This window comes from Sphingobium sp. RC1 (assembly GCF_059738765.1).
In genome coordinates, this window is the sequence record NZ_AP027306.1 from 1,660,572 (window position 1) to 1,682,419 (window position 21,848).

The window sequence follows — 21,848 nt, forward strand, 5'->3', positions numbered from 1 at the left end:
GCGGAAGCTGGGATCTTTCTCGTATGTTGTTCAACCTCGCCTGAGATGCCAGCCTGCGCTGGCATGACGGGACTGTTACCACCACTTCTCCGGCCGGGCCGTGAAGCCCGCGCGCTCTTCGATCGCCAAGCCTGCGTTCAGCACGGTCTGCTCATCGAGCGCCTTGCCGATGATCTGGAGCCCCAGCGGCAAGCCCTGCGAATCCAGCCCGCCCGGCACCGCCATCGCGGGCAATCCGGCCAGCGAGGCAGGCACGGTGAAGACGTCGTTCAGATACATGGCGAGCGGATCGGCCTGCTTCTCCCCCAGCGCGAAGGAGGCGCTCGGCGCTGTCGGCGTCAGCAGCAGGTCGCACTTCTCGAAAGCCTGTTCGAAGTCGCGCGCGATCAGCGCCCGCACCTTCTGCGCTTGCGTATAATATGCGTCGTAGAAGCCCGCCGAGAGCACATAGGTGCCGATCATGATGCGGCGCTTGACCTCCGGCCCGAACCCCAAGGCGCGGGTGGCGGCATACATGTCCTGGAGGCCCGCTCCATCGGGAAGGTCGCGTTGGCCGTAGCGCACGCCGTCATAGCGGGCGAGGTTCGAGGAAGCCTCGGCAGGAGCGATAATATAATAGGTTGGCAGCGCATATTTGGTGTGGGGGAGCGATACCTCCACGACCTCGGCGCCTGCGTCCTTCAGCCATTCTATGCCGCGATCCCACATGGCGGAGATTTCCGCATTCAGGCCACCGGGGCGATATTCCTTGGGAATGCCGACCTTCTTGCCCTTGAGGCTGCTCGTCAGGTTGGCTTCCCACTGCGGCACTTCCAGATCAAGCGAGGTCGAATCCTTGGGATCGAAGCCAGCCATCGTTTCCAGCAGGATCGCATTGTCGCGCACCGTCCGCGCCATCGGCCCGGCCTGGTCGAGCGAGCTTGCGAAGGCCACGATGCCCCAGCGCGAACAACGGCCATAGGTCGGCTTGATACCGCTGATGCCGGTAAAGGCCGCAGGCTGACGGATGGAACCGCCCGTGTCGGTGCCGGTCGCCGCCGGGCACAGCCGCGCGGAGATCGCCGCAGAGGAACCGCCTGACGATCCACCCGGCGCCAGCGCGGCATTATCGCCGCCACCGCGCCGCCAAGGCGAAATCACGTTGCCGAAATAGCTGGTCTCGTTGGATGAACCCATGGCAAACTGGTCGAGGTTGAGCTTGCCCAGCATCCCCGCCCCCGCGTCCCACAGTTTTTTGGAGACGGTTGATTCATAGGTCGGCGTGAAGCCTTCCAGCATGTGGCTGGCGGCGGTCGTCTGCACGCCTTCGGTGCAGAACAGGTCCTTCATGCCGATCGGCACGCCCGACAGCGGCTTGAGCGCTTCGCCCGCAGCCTTTGCCTTGTCGGCGGCATCGGCGGATGCCAGCGCCTTTTCCGGCGTTTCCACGATGAAGGCGTTCAGTGCCTTGGCCGCAGCGACATTAGCGTTGAACGCTTCGGCCACTTCGCGCGCGGAGAAGTCGCCCGCGCGGAAACCGTCGCGGATTTCGGCTACTGTAAGATCGGTAAGATCAGTCAAACTCTTTCCCCGGTCGGACTGAGCCGTTCGAAGCCCAGTCCTTTCTTGAAGAGAAGTAGAGCCCTTCGACAAGCGCAGGGCGAACGGAATAACAGATGTTATTCAATGACTTTAGGGACCGCGAAAAAGCCATGTTCGGCCTGCGGGGCATTCGCCAGCACCTTGTCCCGAACATTGCCGTCGGTCACGGCGTCCTCGCGCAGGCGCAGCTTGTTGGGGATGACGGCGGTCATCGGCTCTACGCCGGTCACATCCACCTCGCCCAACTGCTCCACCCAGCCGAGGATGTTGTTGAGTTCAGGCACCATCGCCTCGGCTTCGGCTTCGGTCACCGAAATGCGCGAAAGGCTGGCGATCTTCTTTACGGTCTGAAGGTCTATCGACATGGGCCGCCGCTACCACCCGCTCACGTCCGCTTCAAGTCCGCACTTGCGCATGAGGGGTGCCTGCGCCAGACAGGCGCCGTTCGACGCAGGCCATGGGGGTCCTGGCGATCGGCGGAGAGCAAAGCATTGGCCCGCAAGTTCCTCTATGTCGTCGCCAGCCTTATCGTGCTGGTCCTTGCGGCATTGCTGGTTTACCGCATCTGGGGGATGCAGCTGATCCGCGCGGTCATGGTGCCCCGAGAAGCCTTCACCCCGATCGCCCCGCTTCCGGCCAACGCCTATGATGATCCCAGGATGTGGATCGCCCGGCCAGACATCGCGCAAGGCAATCCGGCTCTGTGGAAACCCGCCGGACAGAAGGATGAAGCGGTCACCCAGAAGGCGGCTGTCTTCTTCATCCATCCGACTTCCTACATCACCGCTTTTGGCGGCGCGCATTGGAACATGCGGCTGGACGACAAGGACGCGCTGACGACTGCGCGGCGTTTCGTGCAGGGGCAGGCGAGCGCTTTCAACGCGGTGGGCGATGTCTGGGTGCCTCGCTATCGGCAGGCCAATTATGGCGCATTCCTCACCGACAAGCCTGCTGGCGAACAGGCTCTGGCGGCGGCCTATCGCGATGTGGGCCAGGCCTTTGCGGCGTTTCTGAAGGCGAACCCGACCGGCCCGCTTATCCTAGCGGGGCACAGCCAGGGGTCGCGCCACCTGCTCCAGTTGCTGCGCGATCAGGTTGCGGGGACGCCTGTCGCTTCCCGCGTCGTCGCCGTTTATGCCGTTGGCTGGCCGGTCTCCGTGGAGGCGGATCTGCCTGCCCTCGGCCTGCCCGCCTGCGCCCGGCGCGATCAGGCGCGGTGCATTGTCAGCTGGCAAAGCTATGCCGAGCCTGCTGATCCGGCTCCGATGGTGGAAAGCTTTGAGCGCAAGTCAGGATTTACGGGTCGCCCTCGCAAGGGCACGCACATGCTCTGTACCAATCCGATCTCCGGCACCTTCAACGGGGCCGCTCCGGCAAGCGCCAATCTGGGTACGATCGACAGCCGGGATGAAGACAAAGCGCCGCGCCTGCTGAAGGGCGTAGTTCCAGCCCGGTGTGATAGCAGCGGCATATTGATGATCGGGGAGCCGGTGGACATGGGGCCGTTCACGTTGCCGGGCAATAATTATCACGTCTATGACTATAGCCTGTTCTGGGGTGACGTTCGGGAAGATGCGCACCAGCGGCTGGCGAGTTTCGTGAAGAGATGAGCACGCTGCTTACCACCGACCGCGCGGCCTTCCGTGAGGCGCTGCCCTATGGTGGCCGCCTGCTCGGCATGGATGTTGGTACGAAAACAATCGGGCTGGCTTTGTGCGACGCCGGCTGGTCCATCGCGAGCCCGGCGCACACCGTATCGCGCGGGAAGTTCAGCAAGGACAAGATCGCGCTCGCCGCTTTCATGGAGCAGCAGCAGGTGAAGGGTGTCGTCATCGGCCTACCGCTCAATCTCGATGGCAGCGAGAGTCCACGCAGTCAGGCAAGCCGTGCCTTCGCTCGCAATATCGCGGATCTTGGCCTGCCGATCCTGTTGTGGGACGAACGCTGGTCCACGCAGGCGGTGACGCGCACCTTGCTGGAGGCAGATGCCAGCCGCGCACGCCGGGGCGAACTGGTCGACAAGCTGGCCGCGAGCTACATTCTGCAAGGGGCGATTGACGGGTTGATGGCCGGGTTTTGATCGCCGTTCGAAGGAGCAGCTATCCCTCGAAAGCCGAGATGATGGGACAAGGCCCCTCATCGGATGCGTGACATGCACTGGCGAGCCGCCTTAGCGAATCGCGTGCCGCCTGGAGTTCGGCGATCTTCATGTCCAGCGCAGCCAGTTGCCCCGCCGCCAGTTCCCTGGCACGCGCCCTGTCCTGTCCGGCGTCCAGCCGTAAAAGCTCGCCTATCTGGTCCAGTGTGAACCCCGCCGCCTGCGCCGAGCGGACGAACTTCAAACGTCGAACATCCTGATCATCATAATGACGGACGCCCCGCGTCAGCCCGCTGCTGCCTCGATCCGGCGTCTCCAGTAATCCGCGCCGCTGATAGAAGCGAACGGACGCCCACGCCACCCGCGCGCGCCAGACCAGAAATCGTCATCGCCATGCTTGACTCCGGACCATGGTACGGAACCCATATGGGGCGCAGAGCGATATTGTCCAAGAGAAAGCGATGACATGACGAGCGCAACAGCAGCAACCGCCCGGCCACGAAAGGCTGTCCTCTATCGGATGGTGATGCCCGACCATGTCTGCCCCTATGGTCTAAAGGCGCGCTGGTTATTGCGGCACAGGGGTTACGCCGTGGAGGACCACTGGCTCACGAGCCGCGAGGAAACCGACGCGTTCAAACAGGCGCACGACGTCAAGACGACGCCGCAAATCTTCATCGATGGCCAACGGATCGGCGGCCATGACGATCTGCGCCGCTTCTTCGGCCTGACAGTCGCTGATCCGTCAGCCACCAGCTATATCCCGGTCCTCGCTGTCTTTGGGGTGGGCGCGCTGTTGGCATTTGCGATCAGTTGGCTGACCGCGATGCCGCTGATAAGTGTCATGACCGTCGAAAGTTTCATCGCTGTCACCATGATGCTGCTCGCCATGCTGAAGCTGCAGGATGTGGACCGGTTCGCCACCATGTTCCTGAACTACGACCTGCTTGCCCGCCGGTATGTGCCTTATGGAAAGGCGTATCCATTCCTGGAACTTGGCGCGGGTGTGCTGATGTTGACCGGCCTTCTGCCTTGGCTTTCCATCCCTGTGGCGCTGTTCATCGGCGGCATTGGTGGGATTTCCGTGTTCAAGGCTGTCTATATCGACAAGCGGGAACTGAAATGCGCGTGCGTCGGCGGCGGCAGTAACGTGCCGTTGGGGTTCGTCTCCCTGACGGAAAACATCATGATGGTTGCGATGGCGTTGTGGATGCTTGTTCGTATCTGACCGCAGATGCCATTACGATCGCTGTCGGAAAGCGACTACGCCTGGACCCATTCTGACGAAGAGATGCCCTGCGCATACAGAAGTACCGAGAGGTCGCCATGTACGATCTCCGCAGCGGCTGCCTCCCGCGTCTTGGGCTTGGCATGATAGGCAACGCCAAGCCCCGCGCCCTGAATCATAGGTATGTCGTTGGCGCCGTCACCCACTGCCAGCGTCAATGCCCGATCAATGCCTGCTTCGATCGCGGCTTCCAGTTCCGCACGCTTGCGGGAGGCGTCGACGATCGGCAATGTTACCGTGCCCACCAGCGCTCCGTCAGCAATCTCCAGAACATTCGCCACCGCACGATCAAACCCGATTTCCTCCGCCACAGGTCCGGTGAAGCGGGTGAAGCCGCCGGACACGAGGAGGGTTTCGGCTCCCCTCGCCTTCATTGTACGGACAAGTGCTCCCGCGCCCGGCATGATCTTCACGCGCTCTGTCCGGCACCGGTCAATGGCTTCATCGGCGAGGCCCTTGAGCAAAGCGACGCGCTCATGCAGCGCGCCTGCAAAGTCGAGCTCACCACGCATAGCGCGTTCGGTGATGTCGGCGATCTGCGGCTTGATGCCCGCATAATCGGCGAGTTCGTCGATGCACTCGACCGTGATCATCGTGGAGTCCATGTCGGCTATCAGCAGCTTCTTCTCGCGACCCTCGGCAAGCTGAACGATGACATCGATCCTGTCGCCGATCCCGGTTAGCGCCGCGCGTGCCAACAAGGGATCACCCCCGAAGAAAATATCGGCAGCCTTGCCCTCATCCAGCCACTTGCTATCCACCGGCGCGCAGCCCGCCGTCGCCAGCCGAGCCACGGCATCTTCAATATCCCGCTGACTCAAGGCCGCACTTGCCACTAAGGTTGCGACGAACATGGACACTCCTGAAACATCTATGGGCGAATCCCGCCCCCGCGTCGCGCTTATTGCCGGGCCTACCGCCAGCGGCAAGAGTGCGCTGGCACTCCGGCTGGCTCAAGCGGCCAACGGAACGGTCATCAATGCAGACGCCAGCCAGGTATATGCCGATCTCCAGATCCTTTCCGCGCGCCCGAGCCGTGAGGAGATGGGTGACATCCCGCACCGCCTTTTCGGCCATATCGACGGGGCGGAAGCCTGTACGGCTGCGCGCTGGGCGGCAGAAGCGCGCGAGGAGATCGGCCAGGCGCATGAGGAAGGACGCTTGCCCATTCTGGTCGGTGGCACGGGGCTTTACCTGCGCACACTGCTTGATGGAATCGCTCCGGTGCCTGACATCGATCCCGCGATCCGTTCCGCTGTCCGTGCCATGCCCGTCGCGGACGCCCATGCCGCTTTGTTGAGCGAGGACCCGGCAGCTGCCGCGCGGCTGGCGCCTGCCGATAGCACAAGGGTAGCCCGTGCATTGGAAGTGGTGCGTTCGACAAGCCAGCCGCTCGCCTATTGGCAACGGCAAAAGGTGGGAGGCATCAGCGAACATATCCGCCTTTCACCGCTTATCCTGCTGCCCCCGCGCGATTGGTTGATCGCACGTTGCGACCAACGCTTCGAGCAGATGGTCGAGGCTGGCGCCGTGACCGAAGTAGAGGTCCTGCTAGCGCGCAATCTCTCGCCGGATCTTCCCGTCATGCGCGCGATCGGCGTGCCTGAAATTGCGGGCTGGCTTGCCGGTGATATTGACCGGGAGACGATGATGGATCGCGGCCGGATTGCGACCCGGCAATATGCCAAACGCCAATATACATGGTTTTCGCGCCAGCCACCGGCCAGCTGGCCCAAGGAAACGCACCACTTTCATGACAATTTAGCGTCTGAAATCGTAATTAAATTACGTCAATAGCTATTGACTGGCCATTTTATGTCTAATAGAGGCACCCACCTTGCCTTCGCTCCTTATCTGGAGCAGAGGGCGCAACCTGCATCCAGTGGAAGGATTTCATCGTGGCCGAAAAGAGCGGCGCGGACATTTTGGTTGAGTGCCTGATCGACCTCGGGGTTGAAGTCGTGTTCGGTTATCCGGGCGGCGCGGTGCTGCCCATTTATGACGCACTTTTCGATCATCCGAAGATCCGCCACGTCCTTGTCCGCCACGAACAGGGCGCGACCCATATGGCGGAAGGCTATGCCCGATCGACCGGCAAGCCCGGCGTCGTTCTCGTCACGTCCGGCCCCGGCGCGACCAATGCGGTCACCGGCATTACCGATGCGCTGATGGATTCCATCCCGATGGTCGTCATCACCGGGCAGGTCGGCACGCCACTGATCGGCACTGACGCCTTCCAGGAAGCTGACACGGTCGGCATCACGCGCCATTGTTCAAAGCATAATTATCTGGTGAAGAAGCCCGCCAAGTTGGCGAGCGTCATCCACGAAGCCTTTCATATCGCCACCACCGGCCGCCCCGGTCCGGTCGTCGTCGATATTCCCAAGGACGTGCAGGTCGCCACCGCGCCCTATGCCCGTCCGCTTGGCTTTGAGCATGCCAGTTATAAGCCGCAAACGAAGGCGGATGCGTCTGCAATCGCTCAGGCCGTCGAAATGCTGGCCAAGGCAGAGCGACCGGTCTTCTACACTGGCGGCGGAGTCATCAATTCGGGTCCCAAGGCGTCGATCCTGCTGCGTGAGCTGGCGGAGTTGACTGGTGCGCCTGTCACCTCGACCTTGATGGGTCTGGGCGCCTTCCCTGCATCTTCGCCGCAATGGCTAGGCATGCTGGGCATGCATGGCACGTATGAAGCCAATTGGGCGATGAACAAGGCGGACCTGATCGTCTGCATCGGTGCGCGATTTGACGATCGCGTCACCGGCCGTCTCGATGCCTTTGCGCCGAACAGCAAGAAAATCCACATCGACATCGACCGCAGCTCGATCAACAAGACGGTGGAGATCGATCTTCCGGTCATTGCTGACGTGGGCAACGCACTGACTGACATGATCGCGGTGTGGAAAACGCAGGGGCACAAGGCTGCGGACCTCAGCGAATGGTGGGCCAGGATCGAAGGTTGGCGCGCTCGTAACTGCCTTGCCTATCCGGAGAGCCGCGAAGAGATCATGCCGCAGGAGGCAATCGCGGAGCTCTATCGGGCTTCCAAGTCGGCCGATGACGTCATCATCACGACCGAAGTGGGGCAGCACCAGATGTGGGCTGCGCAGCATTTCGGCTTTGAAGAGCCGAACAAGTGGCTGACTTCAGGCGGTCTCGGCACCATGGGCTATGGCTTCCCTGCCGCGATCGGCGCGCAGGTCGGCAATCCCGACAGCCTGGTCGTCTGCGTCGCGGGTGACGCGTCTATCCAGATGAACATTCAGGAGATGGGAACCGCCAGCCAATACCGGCTGCCGGTGAAGGTGCTGATCCTCAATAACGAATATATGGGCATGGTCCGCCAGTGGCAGGAACTGACCTATGAAAGCCGTTATTCCAACAGCTATTCGGACAGCCTGCCCGATTTCGTGAAGCTGGCCGAAGCTTATGGCTGGACCGGCATCCGCATCGAAGGGCCGCAGGAACTGGCGGCGGGCATTCGTCAGATGATCGACACGCCCGGCCCTGTCATCGTGGACTGCCGCGTGGCGAAGCTTTCCAACTGCTTCCCGATGATCCCGTCGGGCGCGGCGCATACCGACATGCTGCTCGATCCCAACCAGATCGCTGGCATCATGTCGGACGAGGCAAAGGCTTTGGTGTGAGGGTTATGGCGTGACTGGGCATCTGAAGCTCCGCATCCATGTGAGCGAACCCTTTGACTTCGAACGGATGAGCGGCACGGCCGAGCTGAAAGGCTGGACAGTGGATCATAGCGATCCGGAGAATGAAGATTGGGAAGTTCACCTGGATGAGGGCTTCGATTTTCACGAACGCCGGATAGGCCGCCTGCTGATCAGCCCGCGTTATGTGGGCGAACATCTGAGCCGCATGTTCGATGCGATCGCTGGGTTTCCCGTTCGCATTGCTCATCGCGACGATGGCAGCTGGCACTACGCCTTTACGGGCATGATCTCCGAGCGCCATGAGCGCGAAAAAGAACCGGACAACGGAACGAACATCTGATGCACATTCAGGAAGAATATAGCGAGCGGCACGTCCTGTCGCTGACGGTCACCAACGAGGCGGGTATCCTTGCTCGCATCGCGGGGCTTTTCACTGCGCGCGGATATAATATCGACAGCTTGACGGTGGCGGACATCACGCATGATCATGCGATCAGCCGCATCACCATCGTCACCAACGGCCCGCCCAAGGTGATCGACCAGATCATCGCCCAGCTCGATCGGTTGGTGCCCGTTCACAAGGTGACGGATCTGACCGCCAACGGCCCCTTCGTCGAGCGCGAACTGGCGCTGGTCAAGGTTTCGGGCACTGGTGAGGATCGGATCGAGGCGCTACGCCTTGCCGACGTGTTCCGCGCCAAGGTGGTGGATACGACGATCGAAAGCTTCATCTTCGAGATCACCGGCACGACAGACAAGATCGACAATTTCGTCGGCCTGATGCGCCAGATAGGGCTGGTCGAAGTAGGCCGCACCGGGGTCGTCGGCCTGATCCGCGGCAAGGAGCCGAACTGAACTGAATATCCTCTCTCCGTCAGGGGAGAGGAAGCGAGACTTGGCGGCTTTGCCGCCTAGTCGCAGCTGGAGAGGGGCAGCACCCTCACTGTGGCGAAAAGCCCCTCTCCAACTTCATCTAGGTCCGGCTTCCGCCGAACCGAGATTTCGTATCCTCTCCCCTGAAGGGGCGAGGAAAAGGCACGGTCTGAAGGAAGAACGGACATGAAGGTTTATTACGATCGCGACGCCGACATCGGCCTCATCAAGGGCAAGAAGGTCGCCATTCTGGGCTACGGCTCGCAGGGCCACGCCCACGCCCAGAACCTGCGCGACAGCGGCGTTGCCGAAGTCGCCATTGCGCTCCGCCCCGGCTCGGCCAGCGCCAAGAAGGCGGAAGGCGCAGGTTTCAAGGTGCTGCCGAATGCCGAAGCCGCCGCATGGGCCGACGTCCTCATGATCCTCGCCCCCGACGAGCATCAGGCCGCCATCTATGCTGACGACATTCACGCGAACCTGAAGCCCGGCGCGGCGCTGGCCTTTGCCCATGGCCTCAACGTGCATTTCGGCCTGATCGAACCGCGCAAGGACGTGGACGTGATCATGATCGCGCCGAAGGGTCCCGGCCACACCGTCCGCAGCGAATATCAGCGCGGCGGCGGCGTGCCCTGCCTGATCGCCATCGCGCAGGACGCGACCGGTAACGCCCATGACATCGCTCTGTCCTATGCTTCGGGCGTCGGCGGCGGCCGCTCGGGCATCATCGAAACCAACTTCCGCGAGGAATGCGAAACCGACCTGTTCGGTGAGCAGGCCGTGCTGTGCGGTGGAGCGACCGCGCTCGTCCAGGCGGGCTTCGAAACGCTGGTGGAAGCTGGCTACGCGCCCGAAATGGCCTATTTCGAGTGCCTCCACGAACTGAAGCTGATCGTCGACCTGATGTATGAAGGCGGCATCGCCAACATGCGCTATTCGATCTCGAACACCGCCGAATATGGCGACATCAAGACCGGCCCGCGCATCATCACCGAAGAAACGAAGAAGGAAATGAAGCGCGTTCTGGCCGACATCCAGTCGGGCCGCTTCGTGAAGGACTTCGTACTCGACAACCGCGCCGGCCAGCCCGAGCTCAAGGCCAGCCGCCTCGCCGCCCAGCGTCACCCGATCGAGGAAACCGGCGCCAAGCTGCGCGCCATGATGCCCTGGATCGGCGCGAACAAGCTGGTGGACAAGGAAAAGAACTAAGCCAAAATTAGCCCCTCCCTTTTAAGGGAGGGGTTGGGGTGGTGCGATTGCGATAAGCAATCGCTTCCCATTTCCGCCTGTTCCCGTCACCCCAGAATTTCAATCCGGTAACTCTCCGTTTCCGGTTACACCTCTGGAACAATCAAGGGACGCCGCTATGGTAGCGCGTCCCTTGACTGCTTCTGGAGAACCCATCCATGCGCAAATTCCTGATTTCCGCCGCTGCCCTTGCCGCCCTGACCGGCGGCGCCGTCATCGCCCAGCAGATGCCCGCCGCGCCCGGAGCAAAGGACCCGTCCCGCGTGACCGGCGGCACCTATCAGGTTGATCCGGGTCACACCCAGGTCGCATTCGCCTATGACCATATGGGCTTCTCCAACAATTTCGGCATCATTTCCGGCCCGGTCGGCACACTGACTCTGGACCCCAAAAATGTGGCCGCTGCGAAGGTATCGATCGAAGTCCCCATCGCCAATGTTCGCACCGGCATTCCTGCGCTTGACGAACATCTGATGAAGTCGGACTTTTTCGACAGCGCCAGATTTCCAAAGGCGACATTCGTCTCCACAAGCGTGAAGCCCGATGGTGCCACCAGCGCAGAGATCACCGGAAATCTTACGATCAAGGGTGTCACCAAGCCGGTGACGCTCGATGCTGATTTCTACGGCGCGGGCAAGGCTCCGGCCATGGCAGGCGGCAAGGAAAATGTCGGGTTCGTGGCGACGACGACGGTCAAGCGGAGCGACTTCAATATGGGTTACGGCGTCCCAATGGTCGGCGATAATGTGGAACTGAAGATCGTCGCCGCTTTTCAGAAATAACCTGACAGGCCCGGGTGATGAGCCGTCATCACCCGGGCCGTTCCCGGAATAGATCGTATCCGACCTGGGACCGGCGTAGCCGCCCGGCGTGGCCATGGGCCTTAGCCGGTCGGCATTGTGCCCGGACGCAAATATGGAAACATGTGCGCGATATAATCCGCCTTGCCCAACTCCACCCCCTGGTTGCGCAAGATTGCGTAGGCGGTCATGACGTGGAAGTAGAATTGGGGCAACGTCCAGTCGCGAGCATATTGCTCAGCCGTGAGATCGAAAATGATACCCATCGGCAATGCGTGTTCGATCGGGCTTTGCGGGTCGGCATCAAGCGCATCCGGAGCAAGATCGTCCAGCAGAGCAAGCGTCTCATCGATTCTGGCCTTTGCGCTGGCGATCGAGCCGGGATTTTCCTCCGCGTTCCGGCCCTCATCCAGAAGAGACTGGATCGATATGGGGAACTCCTCTCCCTTTAGCCGAAACACGCCTTCCCAAGCCTGCGCACAAGCGAACCGGATCTGGGTGGACAGCGGAAACATGTCGGGAGCCAGCCGCGCAGACAGAAGCGCGTTGGCCGCATCGCCACCCATTTGTCCTTCAGCCTTGTCGAGCCAGCCAGAGAGGGTTTTCAGCATCTGGCTGTAGGTCGGTAAAAGGAGGTTGGTCAGGGACATAAGGGCCTCGCGATGGGATGGATCATTGTGATGATGAGGTAAATGAACCTTCTTCCAAATGCCTTCCACAACAAAAGCTGGACGCGGAGCCACGAAAACGGTTAAGGCAGATACATCATGCAGCGCGCGCTTCTTCCCCTGCTACGACTTACACGCCCTTAGGCGTGGCATTTCTGCTGCTCTTCGCTTGAATGACGCAGCAATCCGCCTAAGGGCATACCCAAGCAGATAGTCGTTCCACCGGGCAGGCCGCGCCTTCGTTTCAAATAGGGGCCGCCCGTTTGCAAAGAAGTAGCTTCCCATGATGCTGACCGACCCTTCGCAGAAATACCGTCCCTTCCCGCAAGTGGACCTGCCCAACCGCCAGTGGCCGAGCGCCGTCATCACATCGCCGCCGCGCTGGCTCTCGACCGACATGCGCGACGGCAATCAGTCGCTGATCGACCCGATGAACGCGGAAAAGAAGCGCCGCTTCTTCGACCTGCTGGTCCGGGTCGGCGTCAAGGAGATTGAGGTCGGCTTCCCCAGCGCGGGCGCGACCGAGTTCGACTTCATCTCCGGCCTGGTCCGCGACGGCGCGATCCCCGACGATGTATTCCCGCAGGTACTGACCCAAGCCCGCGATGACCTGATCGCCATCACCTTCGAAAGCCTGCGTGGCGCGAAGCAGGCGATCGTCCATGTCTATAACGCCGTGTCGCCCGCATGGCGCAACATCGTGTTCCAGATGGACCGCCCGCAGATCAAGGAAATCGCGATCAACGCGGCCAAGCTGCTGCGCGACAATGCGGCGGCTCAGCCGGATACCGACTGGCATTTCGAATATTCGCCGGAAACCTTCTCCACCGCCGAGCTGGATTTCAACCTGGAATGCTGTGAAGCCGTGATGGAAATTCTCCAGCCCACGGCGGAACGCCCTCTGATCCTGAACCTGCCCGCCACGGTAGAGGCTGCGACGCCCAACATCTATGCCGACCAGATCGAATGGATGTGCCGCAACATTTCCAAGCGCGACAGCGTCGTCATCTCTCTGCACACGCATAATGACCGCGGCACTGGCGTCGCCGCGGCGGAGCTGGGCCTGATGGCGGGCGCGGATCGTGTCGAAGGCTGTCTGTTCGGCAATGGCGAGCGTACCGGCAATTGCGATCTGGTGACCGTCGCGCTCAACATGTACACGCAGGGTGTCAATCCGGGGCTGGATTTTTCCGACATCGACGAGGTCATCCAGACCGTTGAATATTGCAACCAATTGCCGGTGCATCCGCGTCATCCCTATGCGGGCGAACTGGTGTTCACTGCCTTTTCCGGATCGCATCAAGACGCAATCAAGAAGGGTTTCGCCGTTCAGGAAACCCGCAATGACCAGATTTGGGACGTGCCCTATCTGCCGATCGATCCCAAGGATCTGGGCCGCGACTATGAGGCAGTTATCCGTGTGAACAGCCAATCCGGCAAGGGTGGCGTTGCATGGGTGTTGCAGCAGGACAAGGGCCTCAAGCTGCCCAAGCGCATGCAGGCCGACTTCTCCCGCGTCGTCCAGGCGCTGGCCGACCAGACGAGCCGCGAACTGAACGCCGCCGATATCTGGACCGCGTTCGAGGATCATTACCGCCTCTCCGGCGATCAGCCCTACACGCTGATCGATTACAACGAGACTGGCCATGCGGGGGACCGCATCTTCACCGGCAAGATCGCGCATAAGGGCGGCGAACGGTCCATCTCCGGGCGCGGCAACGGCCTCATCTCCTCGGTTCTGGCCGCGCTGCGCGACGATCTGGGCGTCGATCTCGAAGTTGCGGACTATAGCGAACATGCGATCGGGGCTGGGACCGACGTCGCCGCTGCCGCCTATGTCGAATGCCGCACGCCCGACGGCCGCACGGTCTTCGGCATCGGCACCGATACGGACATCGCGACCGCCTCAGTGCAGGCCGTGTTGTCCGCCGCGAACAGTGTTGCAGCGGGCTGATCGATAGAATGCAGGCAGCGGCTCACTGCCGCGAGCGCTGCCTGCAGCAGGTTTAAGAGATATTCTCTGCCGCGCTCAAATCGACCTCTGCATGACAAACGGCTTCCACGTTGATGCCATCCGGGTCCAGAATGAAGGCGGCATAATAGCTTGGCCCGTAATGCGGCCTAAGGCCCGGCGCGCCATGGTCGCGCCCACCAGCGTGCAGGCCCGCCGCGTGGAAGGCGTGAACCTGCGCCCGGTTTTCGACGCGAAAGGCGACGTGAGTGCCCTCACCCACCCTTTCATTGTCGCCGATCCAGAAGAAGGCGTCGTCGTCCCGGCCATAGCCGTGCGTCTCACCACCGTGCTCATTGTCCGCCGCCGGGATGGTCACCAAACGCCGCAGCCCAATCGCGCCAAGCAGTTCGTCGTAAAAGTCGCGCGACCGTCCCGCGTCACTTACGGCGATGCCGATATGGTCGATCATTTTGCGCTCTCCTTTTGCCGCCAATTGACCTAAACGCCAGCCACCAACGCATGGACAGACAAATGGGCGAAACGACAGAACATCAGGTGCATATTATCGGTGGCGGGCTGGCGGGGTCGGAAGCCGCCTGGCAACTGGCGCAGGCTGGTGTGAAGGTGCGTCTGTCGGAAATGCGGGGTGGTGGCGACATGACCCCGGCGCATCAGACTGACGGCCTTGCCGAACTGGTCTGCTCAAATAGTTTCCGGTCGGACGATGCGGACAAAAATGCCGTTGGCCTGCTGCATCAGGAAATGCGGCGGCTGGACTCGCTCATCATGGCGCAGGCCGAACCCGCCAAGGTCCCCGCCGGATCGGCCCTGGCCGTGGACCGAAACCTGTTTTCCGATGGCGTCACCCGCGCCCTGTCCGATCATCCCAATGTTGAGATCGTGCGGGAGCGCATCGATCAGTTGCCGCGCGAAGGGATGACCATCGTCGCCACCGGCCCGCTGACCGCACCAGCGCTCGCGGAGAGTATCGGCGCTGCGGCGGGCATGGATCACTTAGCCTTTTTCGACGCGATCGCGCCCGTTGTGCACTTCGACAGCATCGATATGGACAAATGCTGGATGGCCAATCGCTGGGACAAAATCGGCCCCGGCGGTGGCGAGGGCAAGGATTATATCAACTGCCCGATGACGAAGGACCAATATCAGGCATTTGTGCAGGGGCTGCTCGACGGCGAAAAAACTGAGTTCAAGGAGTGGGAAACGAACACGCCTTATTTCGAAGGCTGCATGCCAATTGAGGTGATGGCGTCCCGAGGCCCCGAAACGTTGCGGCACGGCCCGATGAAGCCAATGGGACTCGATGATCCGCGCACCGGCCGCTGGCCCTATGCCGTCGTCCAACTAAGGCAGGACAATGCGTCGGGCACGCTGTGGAACATGGTTGGGTTCCAGACAAAGCTCAAGCATGGTGCGCAGGTCGACCTGTTCCGTACTATTCCCGGACTAGAGAAGGCCGAGTTTGCGAGGCTGGGTGGGCTACACCGCAATACCTTCATCCAGAGCCCCAAACTGCTGGACGGGACCCTGCGCCTGAAAAACGCGCCGCACATCCGCTTCGCAGGCCAGATGACCGGGTGCGAAGGATATGTCGAAAGTGCAGCCATTGGCCTGCTGGCCGGGCGTTTTGCCGCCGCCGAACTGCTTGACCAGCACATGCCCCCGCCGCCTGGCGATACGGCCCTTGGCGCATTGCTGGGTCACATCACGGGCAATATCGCGACGGCGGACTATCAGCCGATGAACGTGAATTTCGGGCTTTTTCCGACCCTGGACGATGTGAAGAAGAAACAGCGCAAGGAGGCTTATACTGCTCGCGCCCGCGCTTCCTTGTCGCAGTGGTTTAGTCAGTTTGAAATGAGCTGATCGCCCTCTAGCTCAGCAACGGCATTTCGGTTTCGCCGTTCGCTTGGGCGCGGTCGTTGCAAATTCAGCAGGGGTCAGCTTGCCGTCCGCATTAGCATCCGCATCGGCAAACCGATCCGATGTGGCGACCGCCCATTCCTCAAAGGAAAGGAGGTTGTCCTTGTCCTTGTCGAGCGCCTTGAACGCCTTGACCCGGCTGCCCAGCATCTCGACCCGCGTGATAAAGCCGTCACGGTTCCGGTCATAGCGGCCGAAGCGCTTTTGCTCGCGGCTTTGCGGACTAGCCTCCCCGGGTGAGGGAGGTGCTTTGCCAACGGCGTCGGGATTTCCCTCTGGCAATGCTTCTATTGCAGGCGGCGGCGGTGGACCAACAATGGCCTCAGGCACCGCGCTGCTGGCCGCGCGCCCTTGCCACCAGAAAAGCCCCGCCGCCACAAGAAGCAGCGCAGCCCCCGCGCCAGCCATGATACGTCCCACGAAATTCCCCCTCAACGCGCACTGAGCGCGACGCGCAATAGCCGAAGATATAGGCCGGGAGTCAACCGGTTAGGAGCAGCCTTAGCCCGTCTGATGTCCTCTTGCGCCAGGCCATAGGCAATCCGCATTGGCCGCCATGATTCGGGCCAGACCGGATCGCATGAAAAAAGCTTGTGCCGGGCAAGATCAATCGCCTTGCCGGCGAGATCACGGCTGCTGACATGACCTGAAAAATCCCAAAGCGCCCATGCGGCCCCTGCCTGGATCAGCCAATCCGGGACTTCTGCTTCACCCGCGAGCGATTGGAACAACCCTCCCCCTCTTCCGATCGCATAAGCATCCAGGTCATCGTCGGCGATGAGCGCTTCCCAGCCATCAAGCCATGCTGTCAGGCCCGTCGGTGGAGCTTCGCCAGCCGCGCGCAACGCATCGACCAGCGGATCACCCCTGCCCTTCACGCCCACTGCATCGGTCAACGCTTCCTGCCACCATGCGAGCCGTAGCTGACCGATCATCGGTTCTGTCGTGGTGGCCACGACACGACCAAGACGTGTGTCCAACGTCCACAGCAAGCGGTGGCGCGAAATGTCGCGCCCCGCATAGGAGCTAAGTAACGTCGCTAATATCGAGGGCCGATCTTCCGCCTGGTCATTCATGAAGCATATACCGGCCGCTAGAGTTTATCGGCATTTTAATCAGTTCTCGGATATTGAAACTTCATCATTTCAAGCAGCACGTAACCCGGTTGGGTGGGCCGATGAGCACGGGTGGGAGATAATATGAGGGACAGGATCAAGCGAGCGCTGTTCATTTTAATGCGGCTTTATCACAACCAGGCAGGTAACGCGCTGCCGATTGTGGCTGCTGCAACGATACCGTTTGCAGCGATCACCGGCGTGCTGCTGATCTCAGCCGGGAGCATCTAGGCAATCATGTGCGACTGACTATCGGCCTAATCAATATTCGTAAGGGATCGATTTTCTGGAGAAAGGAGAGGAGCGGCTCGACGCCGCTCCTCTCGCCCTTCATCGATAACATACCTTCTTAACCGCAGCGACCACCCGAGCCGCGTCGATGAGCGCGGCCTTTTCAAGGTTCGCCGCGTAGGGCAGCGGCACGTCTTCGTTCGTCACGCGTAGTACCGGGGCGTCCAGGTCGTCGAAGCCCTGTTCCATCACGACCGCCGCAATTTCGGAGGCGATGGAGCAGACAGGCCAGCCTTCCTCGACCACGACGATGCGGTTGGTCTTTTTCAGGCTTTCCAGCACCGTTGCCGTATCGAGCGGACGTAGGGTGCGCAGGTCGATGACTTCGGCATCGACACCTTCTGCCGCCAGTTGTTCGGCAGCTTCCAGCGCGACGCCCACGCCGATCGAGTAGCTGACCAACGTCACGTCCTTGCCAGCGCGCATGATGCGGGCCTTGCCGATCGGCAGAACATAATCGTCGACCTTGGGCACATCGAAGCTGCGGCCGTAGACAAGCTCATTTTCAAGGAAGACTACCGGATCTTCTGACCGGATCGCTGCTTTCAACAAGCCCTTGGCGTCGGCAGCGTCATAGGGAGCGATGACGATCAGCCCAGGGACAGCCGCATACCAGGGACCATAATTCTGGCTATGCTGGGCGCCTACACGGCTCGCGGCGCCATTGGGGCCACGGAACACGATCGGACAGCGCATCTGGCCGCCCGACATATAATTGGTCTTGGCCGCCGAGTTGATGATGTGGTCGATCGCCTGCATGGCGAAGTTGAACGTCATGAACTCGACCACGGGACGCAGACCGCCCATCGCTGCGCCAGCACCAATGCCTGCAAAACCATATTCGGTGATCGGGGTATCGATAACCCGTCGGTCGCCAAATTCTTCGAGAAGGCCCTGCGTGACCTTATAGGCGCCCTGATATTCGGCGACTTCTTCGCCCATCACGAAAACGCGCTCATCGGCGCGCATTTCTTCGGCCATGGCGTCGCGGAGTGCTTCGCGGACGGTCGTCTTCACATATTCGGTGCCTTCGGGAAGAGCGGGGTCAGCAACACTGGCCTTCGCTTCCGACGCGAGTTTGGCTGTACCGCTCTCCGCCTTCTTGGGTGCTTCGGGAGCAGCTGCGGACTTTGCCGGGGGCGCACTCGCATCAGCCTTGGGAGCAGCGATTTCACCGCCCTCGCCCGCCATCGTGGCGATGACAGTGCCCACCTTCACCCCTTCGGTGCCTTCAGGAATGACGATCGCGCCGATCTTTCCTTCATCGACCGCTTCAAATTCCATGGTCGCCTTGTCCGTTTCGATTTCGGCAAGAATGTCGCCAGAACGGACTTCGTCGCCTTCCTTCACAAGCCACTTGGCCAGCGTGCCTTCCTCCATCGTGGGAGAGAGCGCCGGCATCTTGATTTCGATACCCATTAATATTGCTCCACCAGCACGTCGGTATAGAGTTCGGACATGTCCGGTTCGGGCGAGGTTTCGGCGAAGTCCGCCGCATCGCTCACGACCTTGCGAATGTCCTGATCGATCTTCTTGAGTTCGTCTTCACTCACACCGGCGTCGGTCAGATATTTCTTTGCGCCCTCGATCGGGTCAGATTTGTCCCGCATCGCCTGCACTTCCTCGCGCGAGCGATATTTGGCGGGGTCGGACATGGAGTGGCCGCGATAGCGATAGGTCTTCATTTCCAGCAGGATCGGGCCGTTACCCCCCTGCACCCATTTGAGAGCTTCTTCCGTGGCACCGCGCACAGCGAGCACATCCATACCGTTGACCTGGATGCCGGGAATGCGGAAGCTTTCGCCGCGACGATAAAGCTGATCTTCCGCCGAGGAGCGATTGACGCTCGTGCCCATGGCGTACTGGTTATTCTCAATCACGAAGATGATCGGCAGCTTCCACAGCTCGGCCATGTTGAAGCTCTCGTAGACCTGCCCCTGGTTGGCAGCCCCGTCGCCGAAATAGGCGACGCAAACACCGCCGTCACCATTATATTTATGCGCGAAACCCAGGCCCGCACCCAGCGACACCTGAGCGCCCACAATGCCATGTCCGCCGAAAAATTTATGCTCGACGCTGAACATGTGCATCGAACCGCCCTTGCCACGCGAAATGCCAGCTTCACGGCCCGTCAGTTCAGCCATGATGACATTGGGATCAATCCCGTAGGCGAGCATGTGGCCGTGGTCGCGATAGCCGGTGATAACGCTGTCTTTGCCAGGCTTGAGCGCGGATTGGATGCCGACGGCTACAGCTTCCTGGCCTATGTAAAGGTGACAAAAGCCGCCGATCAGGCCGAGGCCGTAAAGCTGGCCCGCCTTTTCCTCGAAGCGGCGGATGAGGACCATCTGCCGATAGAATTCCAGCAACTCTTCCTTCGTGGCCTTGTAATCCGAAGGAGTTTCGGGGCGAGGCCGGTTGTGATCCGCGCTGGCAGGGCTTTGTGCCTTTGCCTTTGCACGCGAAGGACGCGGCGTCGTTGGTTTCGCCAAGGCTCTTATCCTTTTGCCTGGTGATGGATGGAAGGAAGCCCGATATAGCGGCAGACCAGCCCGGATTGCAACGCCACAGCCCGCCTAATAACGCCATGCGACGTTGTGGCTCAGTTGAGCGGCACGATTACTTCGTCGTGGTGGATCACACCGAGTTGCCGACGGATCAATTCGTCGCTCAAGTCGGGATCGACGCGGCGCGGGTTGAGCAGGTCTACGCGGTTGCGAAGCTCATTCCGTTGCGCTTCAACCGACTTAAGTTCGGCCTGCGAACGGTGTAGCTGGCGAGTATAATCCCCCCACGCAAGAACCCCGTTCGAACCAAGCACGACATATCCGGCAAAGAACAGCAACAGCAGAACCGCACTAGCAGGCCCGAACGCCGAAAATAACAACATGCGGAGCTTCGCGATGTGCGCCATGGAACAGTTGAATCACAGGCCGGAGCCGGCCGCAAGCAAAAACTGGTTAACTTGCGGCCGGTTGTTGAAATGAATTTAGCGGAAGATGGAACGGCCGGCGTAGACTGCGACGTCACCCAGTTCCTCTTCGATGCGGATCAACTGATTATATTTGGCAAGCCGATCCGACCGCGCCAGCGATCCTGTCTTGATCTGACCGCAATTGGTAGCCACCGCGAGGTCAGCGATAGTTGCGTCCTCGGTTTCGCCGGAGCGGTGCGACATGACAGCAGTGTAGCGCGCGCGGTGAGCCATATCGACTGCCGCCAGCGTCTCGGTCAACGAACCGATCTGGTTCACCTTCACCAGCAGCGAGTTGGCAAGACCCTTGCCAATCCCCATCTCCAGACGCTTGGAATTGGTAACGAACAAATCGTCGCCAACCAGCTGCACCTTGCCGCCGATCTTGTCGGTCAGCGCCTTCCAGCCTTCGAAATCATCCTCGCTCATGCCGTCTTCGATCGACTTAATCGGATAGTCGGCACAGAGCGCAGCCAGATAATCGGCCATTTCGACCGGGTTCAGCGACAAACCCTCGCCGGAGATTTCATATTTGCCGTTCTTGAAGAACTCCGTTGCGGCGCAGTCCAGCGCCAACACCACGTCATCGCCGGGCTTGTACCCTGCCTTTTCCACGGACAGCATGATGAAGTCGAGCGCGTCACGCGTGGAGGCGATGTTGGGTGCAAAGCCGCCTTCGTCACCGACCGACGTGGCGAGCCCCTTGTCATGAAGCCCCTTCTTGAGCGTGTGGAAGATTTCCGCACCAATGCGAACCGCATCGGCGATGCTTTCAGCGCCGACGGGCATAATCATAAATTCCTGGAAGTCGATCGGATTATCGGCATGTTCGCCGCCGTTGATGATGTTCATCATCGGCACCGGGAGGACATGAGCCGAGACGCCGCCGACATAACGATAGAGCGGTAGGCCCCGAGCATCGGCAGCGGCCTTCGCTGTGGCCAAGCTGACACCCAGAATGGCGTTCGCGCCCAGACGCCCTTTATTTTCCGTACCGTCGAGCGCGATCATCGTCGCATCGACCTCTGCCTGGTCTTCCGCATCAAGGCCGATCAGTTGTTCGGCAATCTCATCATTGACGGCCGCCACCGCTGCCAGCACGCCCTTGCCGAGATATTTGCTCTTGTCGCCGTCCCGCTTTTCGACCGCCTCATAGGCGCCAGTCGAAGCGCCGGAGGGAACCGCCGCGCGACCAAAGCTGCCATCTTCCAGCATGACATCGACTTCGACAGTGGGATTGCCCCGGCTATCGAGGATCTGACGAGCGTGGATATCGAGAATGGCGGTCATGGTCGCTCCCTGAATGCTGCAATGCGCCTTGAAATCGCGCCCCGCTTAGACAGCGCCTTCAG

23 protein-coding genes and 1 pseudogene are annotated in these 21,848 nt (G+C 60.8%); 12 read left to right on the forward strand and 12 right to left on the reverse strand.

Going from position 1 to position 21,848, the window contains the following annotated elements; all coding sequences use genetic code 11:
- Nucleotides 1-75: 75 nt before the first annotated feature.
- Nucleotides 76-1,560: an Asp-tRNA(Asn)/Glu-tRNA(Gln) amidotransferase subunit GatA gene (gatA, locus tag AC6JBC_RS08170; protein WP_498023770.1), complete on the reverse strand. Its 1,485-nt coding sequence runs from the start codon at nucleotides 1,558-1,560 to the stop codon at nucleotides 76-78.
- Between the two features lie 98 nt (nucleotides 1,561-1,658).
- Complete coding sequence (gene gatC / locus AC6JBC_RS08175; RefSeq protein WP_196226230.1) at nucleotides 1,659-1,946, reverse strand: Asp-tRNA(Asn)/Glu-tRNA(Gln) amidotransferase subunit GatC; 288 nt, start codon at nucleotides 1,944-1,946, stop codon at nucleotides 1,659-1,661.
- 126 nt (nucleotides 1,947-2,072) lie between these two features.
- Between gatC and AC6JBC_RS08180 the strand changes: the two genes are divergently transcribed.
- The gene (locus AC6JBC_RS08180) at nucleotides 2,073-3,191 is read left to right on the forward strand and encodes a DUF3089 domain-containing protein (protein WP_498023771.1); all 1,119 of its coding nucleotides are present in this window, start codon (nucleotides 2,073-2,075) and stop codon (nucleotides 3,189-3,191) included.
- Nucleotides 3,188-3,661 (forward strand): Holliday junction resolvase RuvX, encoded by a 474-nt coding sequence (gene ruvX, locus AC6JBC_RS08185; RefSeq protein ID WP_464788859.1) that lies wholly within the window; start codon nucleotides 3,188-3,190, stop codon nucleotides 3,659-3,661. Before AC6JBC_RS08180 ends, ruvX begins: the two co-directional genes overlap by 4 nt.
- A 19-nt stretch (nucleotides 3,662-3,680) precedes the next feature.
- On the opposite strand, the pseudogene AC6JBC_RS08190 reads toward ruvX, so the two are convergent.
- Nucleotides 3,681-4,074, reverse strand: a pseudogene (locus AC6JBC_RS08190) (MerR family DNA-binding protein).
- A 71-nt stretch (nucleotides 4,075-4,145) separates the two neighbouring features.
- Here AC6JBC_RS08190 and AC6JBC_RS08195 point away from each other — a divergent pair.
- A complete protein-coding gene (locus AC6JBC_RS08195; protein WP_498023772.1) occupies nucleotides 4,146-4,907 on the forward strand; it encodes a MauE/DoxX family redox-associated membrane protein in 762 nt (253 codons plus the stop codon).
- A 35-nt stretch (nucleotides 4,908-4,942) separates the two neighbouring features.
- On the opposite strand, the gene serB is transcribed toward AC6JBC_RS08195, so the two are convergent.
- A complete protein-coding gene (gene serB / locus AC6JBC_RS08200) occupies nucleotides 4,943-5,821 on the reverse strand; it encodes a phosphoserine phosphatase SerB (protein ID WP_498023773.1) in 879 nt (292 codons plus the stop codon).
- On the opposite strand from serB, the gene miaA reads away from it, so the two are divergent.
- From miaA to AC6JBC_RS08230, 6 genes are all read left to right on the forward strand, one after another.
- Entirely contained in the window at nucleotides 5,820-6,764 is a 945-nt protein-coding gene (miaA, locus tag AC6JBC_RS08205) for a tRNA (adenosine(37)-N6)-dimethylallyltransferase MiaA (protein WP_498023774.1), read from the forward strand. The two genes, serB and miaA, sit on opposite strands and share 2 nt — an antisense overlap.
- A 101-nt stretch (nucleotides 6,765-6,865) precedes the next feature.
- Nucleotides 6,866-8,614 carry an acetolactate synthase 3 large subunit gene (locus tag AC6JBC_RS08210; RefSeq protein WP_498023775.1) on the forward strand — a complete coding sequence of 583 codons (1,749 nt, stop codon included), beginning with the start codon at nucleotides 6,866-6,868 and terminating at the stop codon, nucleotides 8,612-8,614.
- A 10-nt stretch (nucleotides 8,615-8,624) separates the two neighbouring features.
- On the forward strand, nucleotides 8,625-8,975 hold the full coding sequence (locus AC6JBC_RS08215; protein ID WP_464779638.1) for an LSm family protein: 351 nt from the start codon (nucleotides 8,625-8,627) through the stop codon (nucleotides 8,973-8,975).
- The gene (gene ilvN, locus AC6JBC_RS08220) at nucleotides 8,975-9,490 is read left to right on the forward strand and encodes an acetolactate synthase small subunit (protein ID WP_464779639.1); all 516 of its coding nucleotides are present in this window, start codon (nucleotides 8,975-8,977) and stop codon (nucleotides 9,488-9,490) included. Before AC6JBC_RS08215 ends, ilvN begins: the two co-directional genes overlap by 1 nt.
- 204 nt (nucleotides 9,491-9,694) lie before the next feature.
- A complete protein-coding gene (gene ilvC / locus AC6JBC_RS08225; RefSeq protein WP_066523990.1) occupies nucleotides 9,695-10,714 on the forward strand; it encodes a ketol-acid reductoisomerase in 1,020 nt (339 codons plus the stop codon).
- A gap of 197 nt (nucleotides 10,715-10,911) precedes the next feature.
- Nucleotides 10,912-11,535, forward strand: coding sequence for a YceI family protein (locus tag AC6JBC_RS08230; RefSeq protein WP_498023776.1), 624 nt, complete (start codon nucleotides 10,912-10,914; stop codon nucleotides 11,533-11,535).
- 101 nt (nucleotides 11,536-11,636) lie between these two features.
- On the opposite strand, the gene AC6JBC_RS08235 is transcribed toward AC6JBC_RS08230, so the two are convergent.
- Nucleotides 11,637-12,203, reverse strand: a complete 567-nt coding sequence (locus tag AC6JBC_RS08235; RefSeq protein WP_498023777.1) for a DUF1993 domain-containing protein — start codon at nucleotides 12,201-12,203, stop codon at nucleotides 11,637-11,639.
- A 301-nt stretch (nucleotides 12,204-12,504) separates the two neighbouring features.
- Here AC6JBC_RS08235 and leuA point away from each other — a divergent pair, with 301 nt between their 5' ends.
- Nucleotides 12,505-14,175, forward strand: coding sequence for a 2-isopropylmalate synthase (gene leuA / locus AC6JBC_RS08240; RefSeq protein WP_498023778.1), 1,671 nt, complete (start codon nucleotides 12,505-12,507; stop codon nucleotides 14,173-14,175).
- Nucleotides 14,176-14,227: 52 nt separating this feature from the next.
- On the opposite strand, the gene AC6JBC_RS08245 is transcribed toward leuA, so the two are convergent.
- Complete coding sequence (locus AC6JBC_RS08245; RefSeq protein WP_498023779.1) at nucleotides 14,228-14,644, reverse strand: VOC family protein; 417 nt, start codon at nucleotides 14,642-14,644, stop codon at nucleotides 14,228-14,230.
- Nucleotides 14,645-14,706: 62 nt separating this feature from the next.
- On the opposite strand from AC6JBC_RS08245, the gene trmFO reads away from it, so the two are divergent.
- Nucleotides 14,707-16,059 (forward strand): methylenetetrahydrofolate--tRNA-(uracil(54)-C(5))-methyltransferase (FADH(2)-oxidizing) TrmFO, encoded by a 1,353-nt coding sequence (trmFO, locus tag AC6JBC_RS08250; RefSeq protein ID WP_498023780.1) that lies wholly within the window; start codon nucleotides 14,707-14,709, stop codon nucleotides 16,057-16,059.
- Nucleotides 16,060-16,071: 12 nt separating this feature from the next.
- On the opposite strand, the gene AC6JBC_RS08255 is transcribed toward trmFO, so the two are convergent.
- Together AC6JBC_RS08255 and AC6JBC_RS08260 are read right to left on the reverse strand one after the other, a co-directional pair.
- A complete protein-coding gene (locus AC6JBC_RS08255; protein WP_498023781.1) occupies nucleotides 16,072-16,536 on the reverse strand; it encodes an EF-hand domain-containing protein in 465 nt (154 codons plus the stop codon).
- 11 nt (nucleotides 16,537-16,547) lie between these two features.
- The gene (locus tag AC6JBC_RS08260) at nucleotides 16,548-17,192 is read right to left on the reverse strand and encodes a hypothetical protein (protein WP_498023782.1); all 645 of its coding nucleotides are present in this window, start codon (nucleotides 17,190-17,192) and stop codon (nucleotides 16,548-16,550) included.
- 123 nt (nucleotides 17,193-17,315) lie between these two features.
- Between AC6JBC_RS08260 and AC6JBC_RS08265 the strand changes: the two genes are divergently transcribed.
- Nucleotides 17,316-17,462 (forward strand): hypothetical protein, encoded by a 147-nt coding sequence (locus AC6JBC_RS08265; RefSeq protein ID WP_460987977.1) that lies wholly within the window; start codon nucleotides 17,316-17,318, stop codon nucleotides 17,460-17,462.
- 99 nt (nucleotides 17,463-17,561) lie between these two features.
- Here the strand turns inward: AC6JBC_RS08265 and AC6JBC_RS08270 are convergent, their stop codons facing one another.
- The 4 genes from AC6JBC_RS08270 to eno form a co-directional block, all read right to left on the reverse strand.
- Nucleotides 17,562-18,941: a pyruvate dehydrogenase complex E1 component subunit beta gene (locus AC6JBC_RS08270; RefSeq protein WP_498023783.1), complete on the reverse strand. Its 1,380-nt coding sequence runs from the start codon at nucleotides 18,939-18,941 to the stop codon at nucleotides 17,562-17,564.
- On the reverse strand, nucleotides 18,941-20,014 hold the full coding sequence (gene pdhA / locus AC6JBC_RS08275; protein ID WP_460987975.1) for a pyruvate dehydrogenase (acetyl-transferring) E1 component subunit alpha: 1,074 nt from the start codon (nucleotides 20,012-20,014) through the stop codon (nucleotides 18,941-18,943). The genes AC6JBC_RS08270 and pdhA overlap by 1 nt, the downstream gene beginning before the upstream one ends.
- A 110-nt stretch (nucleotides 20,015-20,124) precedes the next feature.
- A complete protein-coding gene (locus AC6JBC_RS08280; RefSeq protein WP_498023784.1) occupies nucleotides 20,125-20,436 on the reverse strand; it encodes an FtsB family cell division protein in 312 nt (103 codons plus the stop codon).
- A 75-nt stretch (nucleotides 20,437-20,511) separates the two neighbouring features.
- Nucleotides 20,512-21,786: a phosphopyruvate hydratase gene (gene eno, locus AC6JBC_RS08285; RefSeq protein ID WP_498023785.1), complete on the reverse strand. Its 1,275-nt coding sequence runs from the start codon at nucleotides 21,784-21,786 to the stop codon at nucleotides 20,512-20,514.
- Nucleotides 21,787-21,848 lie beyond the last annotated feature (62 nt).

Bases quoted from the DNA above. Each gene is read 5' to 3' on its own strand.
- ruvX (WP_464788859.1), top strand. From the start codon at position 3,188: ATGAGCACGCTGCTTACCACCGACCGCGCGGCCTTCCGTGAGGCGCTG.
- AC6JBC_RS08270 (WP_498023783.1), bottom strand. From the start codon at position 18,941: ATGGGTATCGAAATCAAGATGCCGGCGCTCTCTCCCACGATGGAGGAA.
- AC6JBC_RS08195 (WP_498023772.1), top strand. From the start codon at position 4,146: ATGACGAGCGCAACAGCAGCAACCGCCCGGCCACGAAAGGCTGTCCTC.
- trmFO (WP_498023780.1), top strand. From the start codon at position 14,707: ATGGGCGAAACGACAGAACATCAGGTGCATATTATCGGTGGCGGGCTG.
- AC6JBC_RS08260 (WP_498023782.1), bottom strand. From the start codon at position 17,192: ATGAATGACCAGGCGGAAGATCGGCCCTCGATATTAGCGACGTTACTT.
- AC6JBC_RS08230 (WP_498023776.1), top strand. From the start codon at position 10,912: ATGCGCAAATTCCTGATTTCCGCCGCTGCCCTTGCCGCCCTGACCGGC.
- miaA (WP_498023774.1), top strand. From the start codon at position 5,820: ATGGACACTCCTGAAACATCTATGGGCGAATCCCGCCCCCGCGTCGCG.
- eno (WP_498023785.1), bottom strand. From the start codon at position 21,786: ATGACCGCCATTCTCGATATCCACGCTCGTCAGATCCTCGATAGCCGG.
- leuA (WP_498023778.1), top strand. From the start codon at position 12,505: ATGATGCTGACCGACCCTTCGCAGAAATACCGTCCCTTCCCGCAAGTG.
- AC6JBC_RS08235 (WP_498023777.1), bottom strand. From the start codon at position 12,203: ATGTCCCTGACCAACCTCCTTTTACCGACCTACAGCCAGATGCTGAAA.
- gatC (WP_196226230.1), bottom strand. From the start codon at position 1,946: ATGTCGATAGACCTTCAGACCGTAAAGAAGATCGCCAGCCTTTCGCGC.
- ilvC (WP_066523990.1), top strand. From the start codon at position 9,695: ATGAAGGTTTATTACGATCGCGACGCCGACATCGGCCTCATCAAGGGC.
- AC6JBC_RS08280 (WP_498023784.1), bottom strand. From the start codon at position 20,436: ATGGCGCACATCGCGAAGCTCCGCATGTTGTTATTTTCGGCGTTCGGG.
- AC6JBC_RS08265 (WP_460987977.1), top strand. From the start codon at position 17,316: ATGAGGGACAGGATCAAGCGAGCGCTGTTCATTTTAATGCGGCTTTAT.
- ilvN (WP_464779639.1), top strand. From the start codon at position 8,975: ATGCACATTCAGGAAGAATATAGCGAGCGGCACGTCCTGTCGCTGACG.
- AC6JBC_RS08245 (WP_498023779.1), bottom strand. From the start codon at position 14,644: ATGATCGACCATATCGGCATCGCCGTAAGTGACGCGGGACGGTCGCGC.
- serB (WP_498023773.1), bottom strand. From the start codon at position 5,821: ATGTTCGTCGCAACCTTAGTGGCAAGTGCGGCCTTGAGTCAGCGGGAT.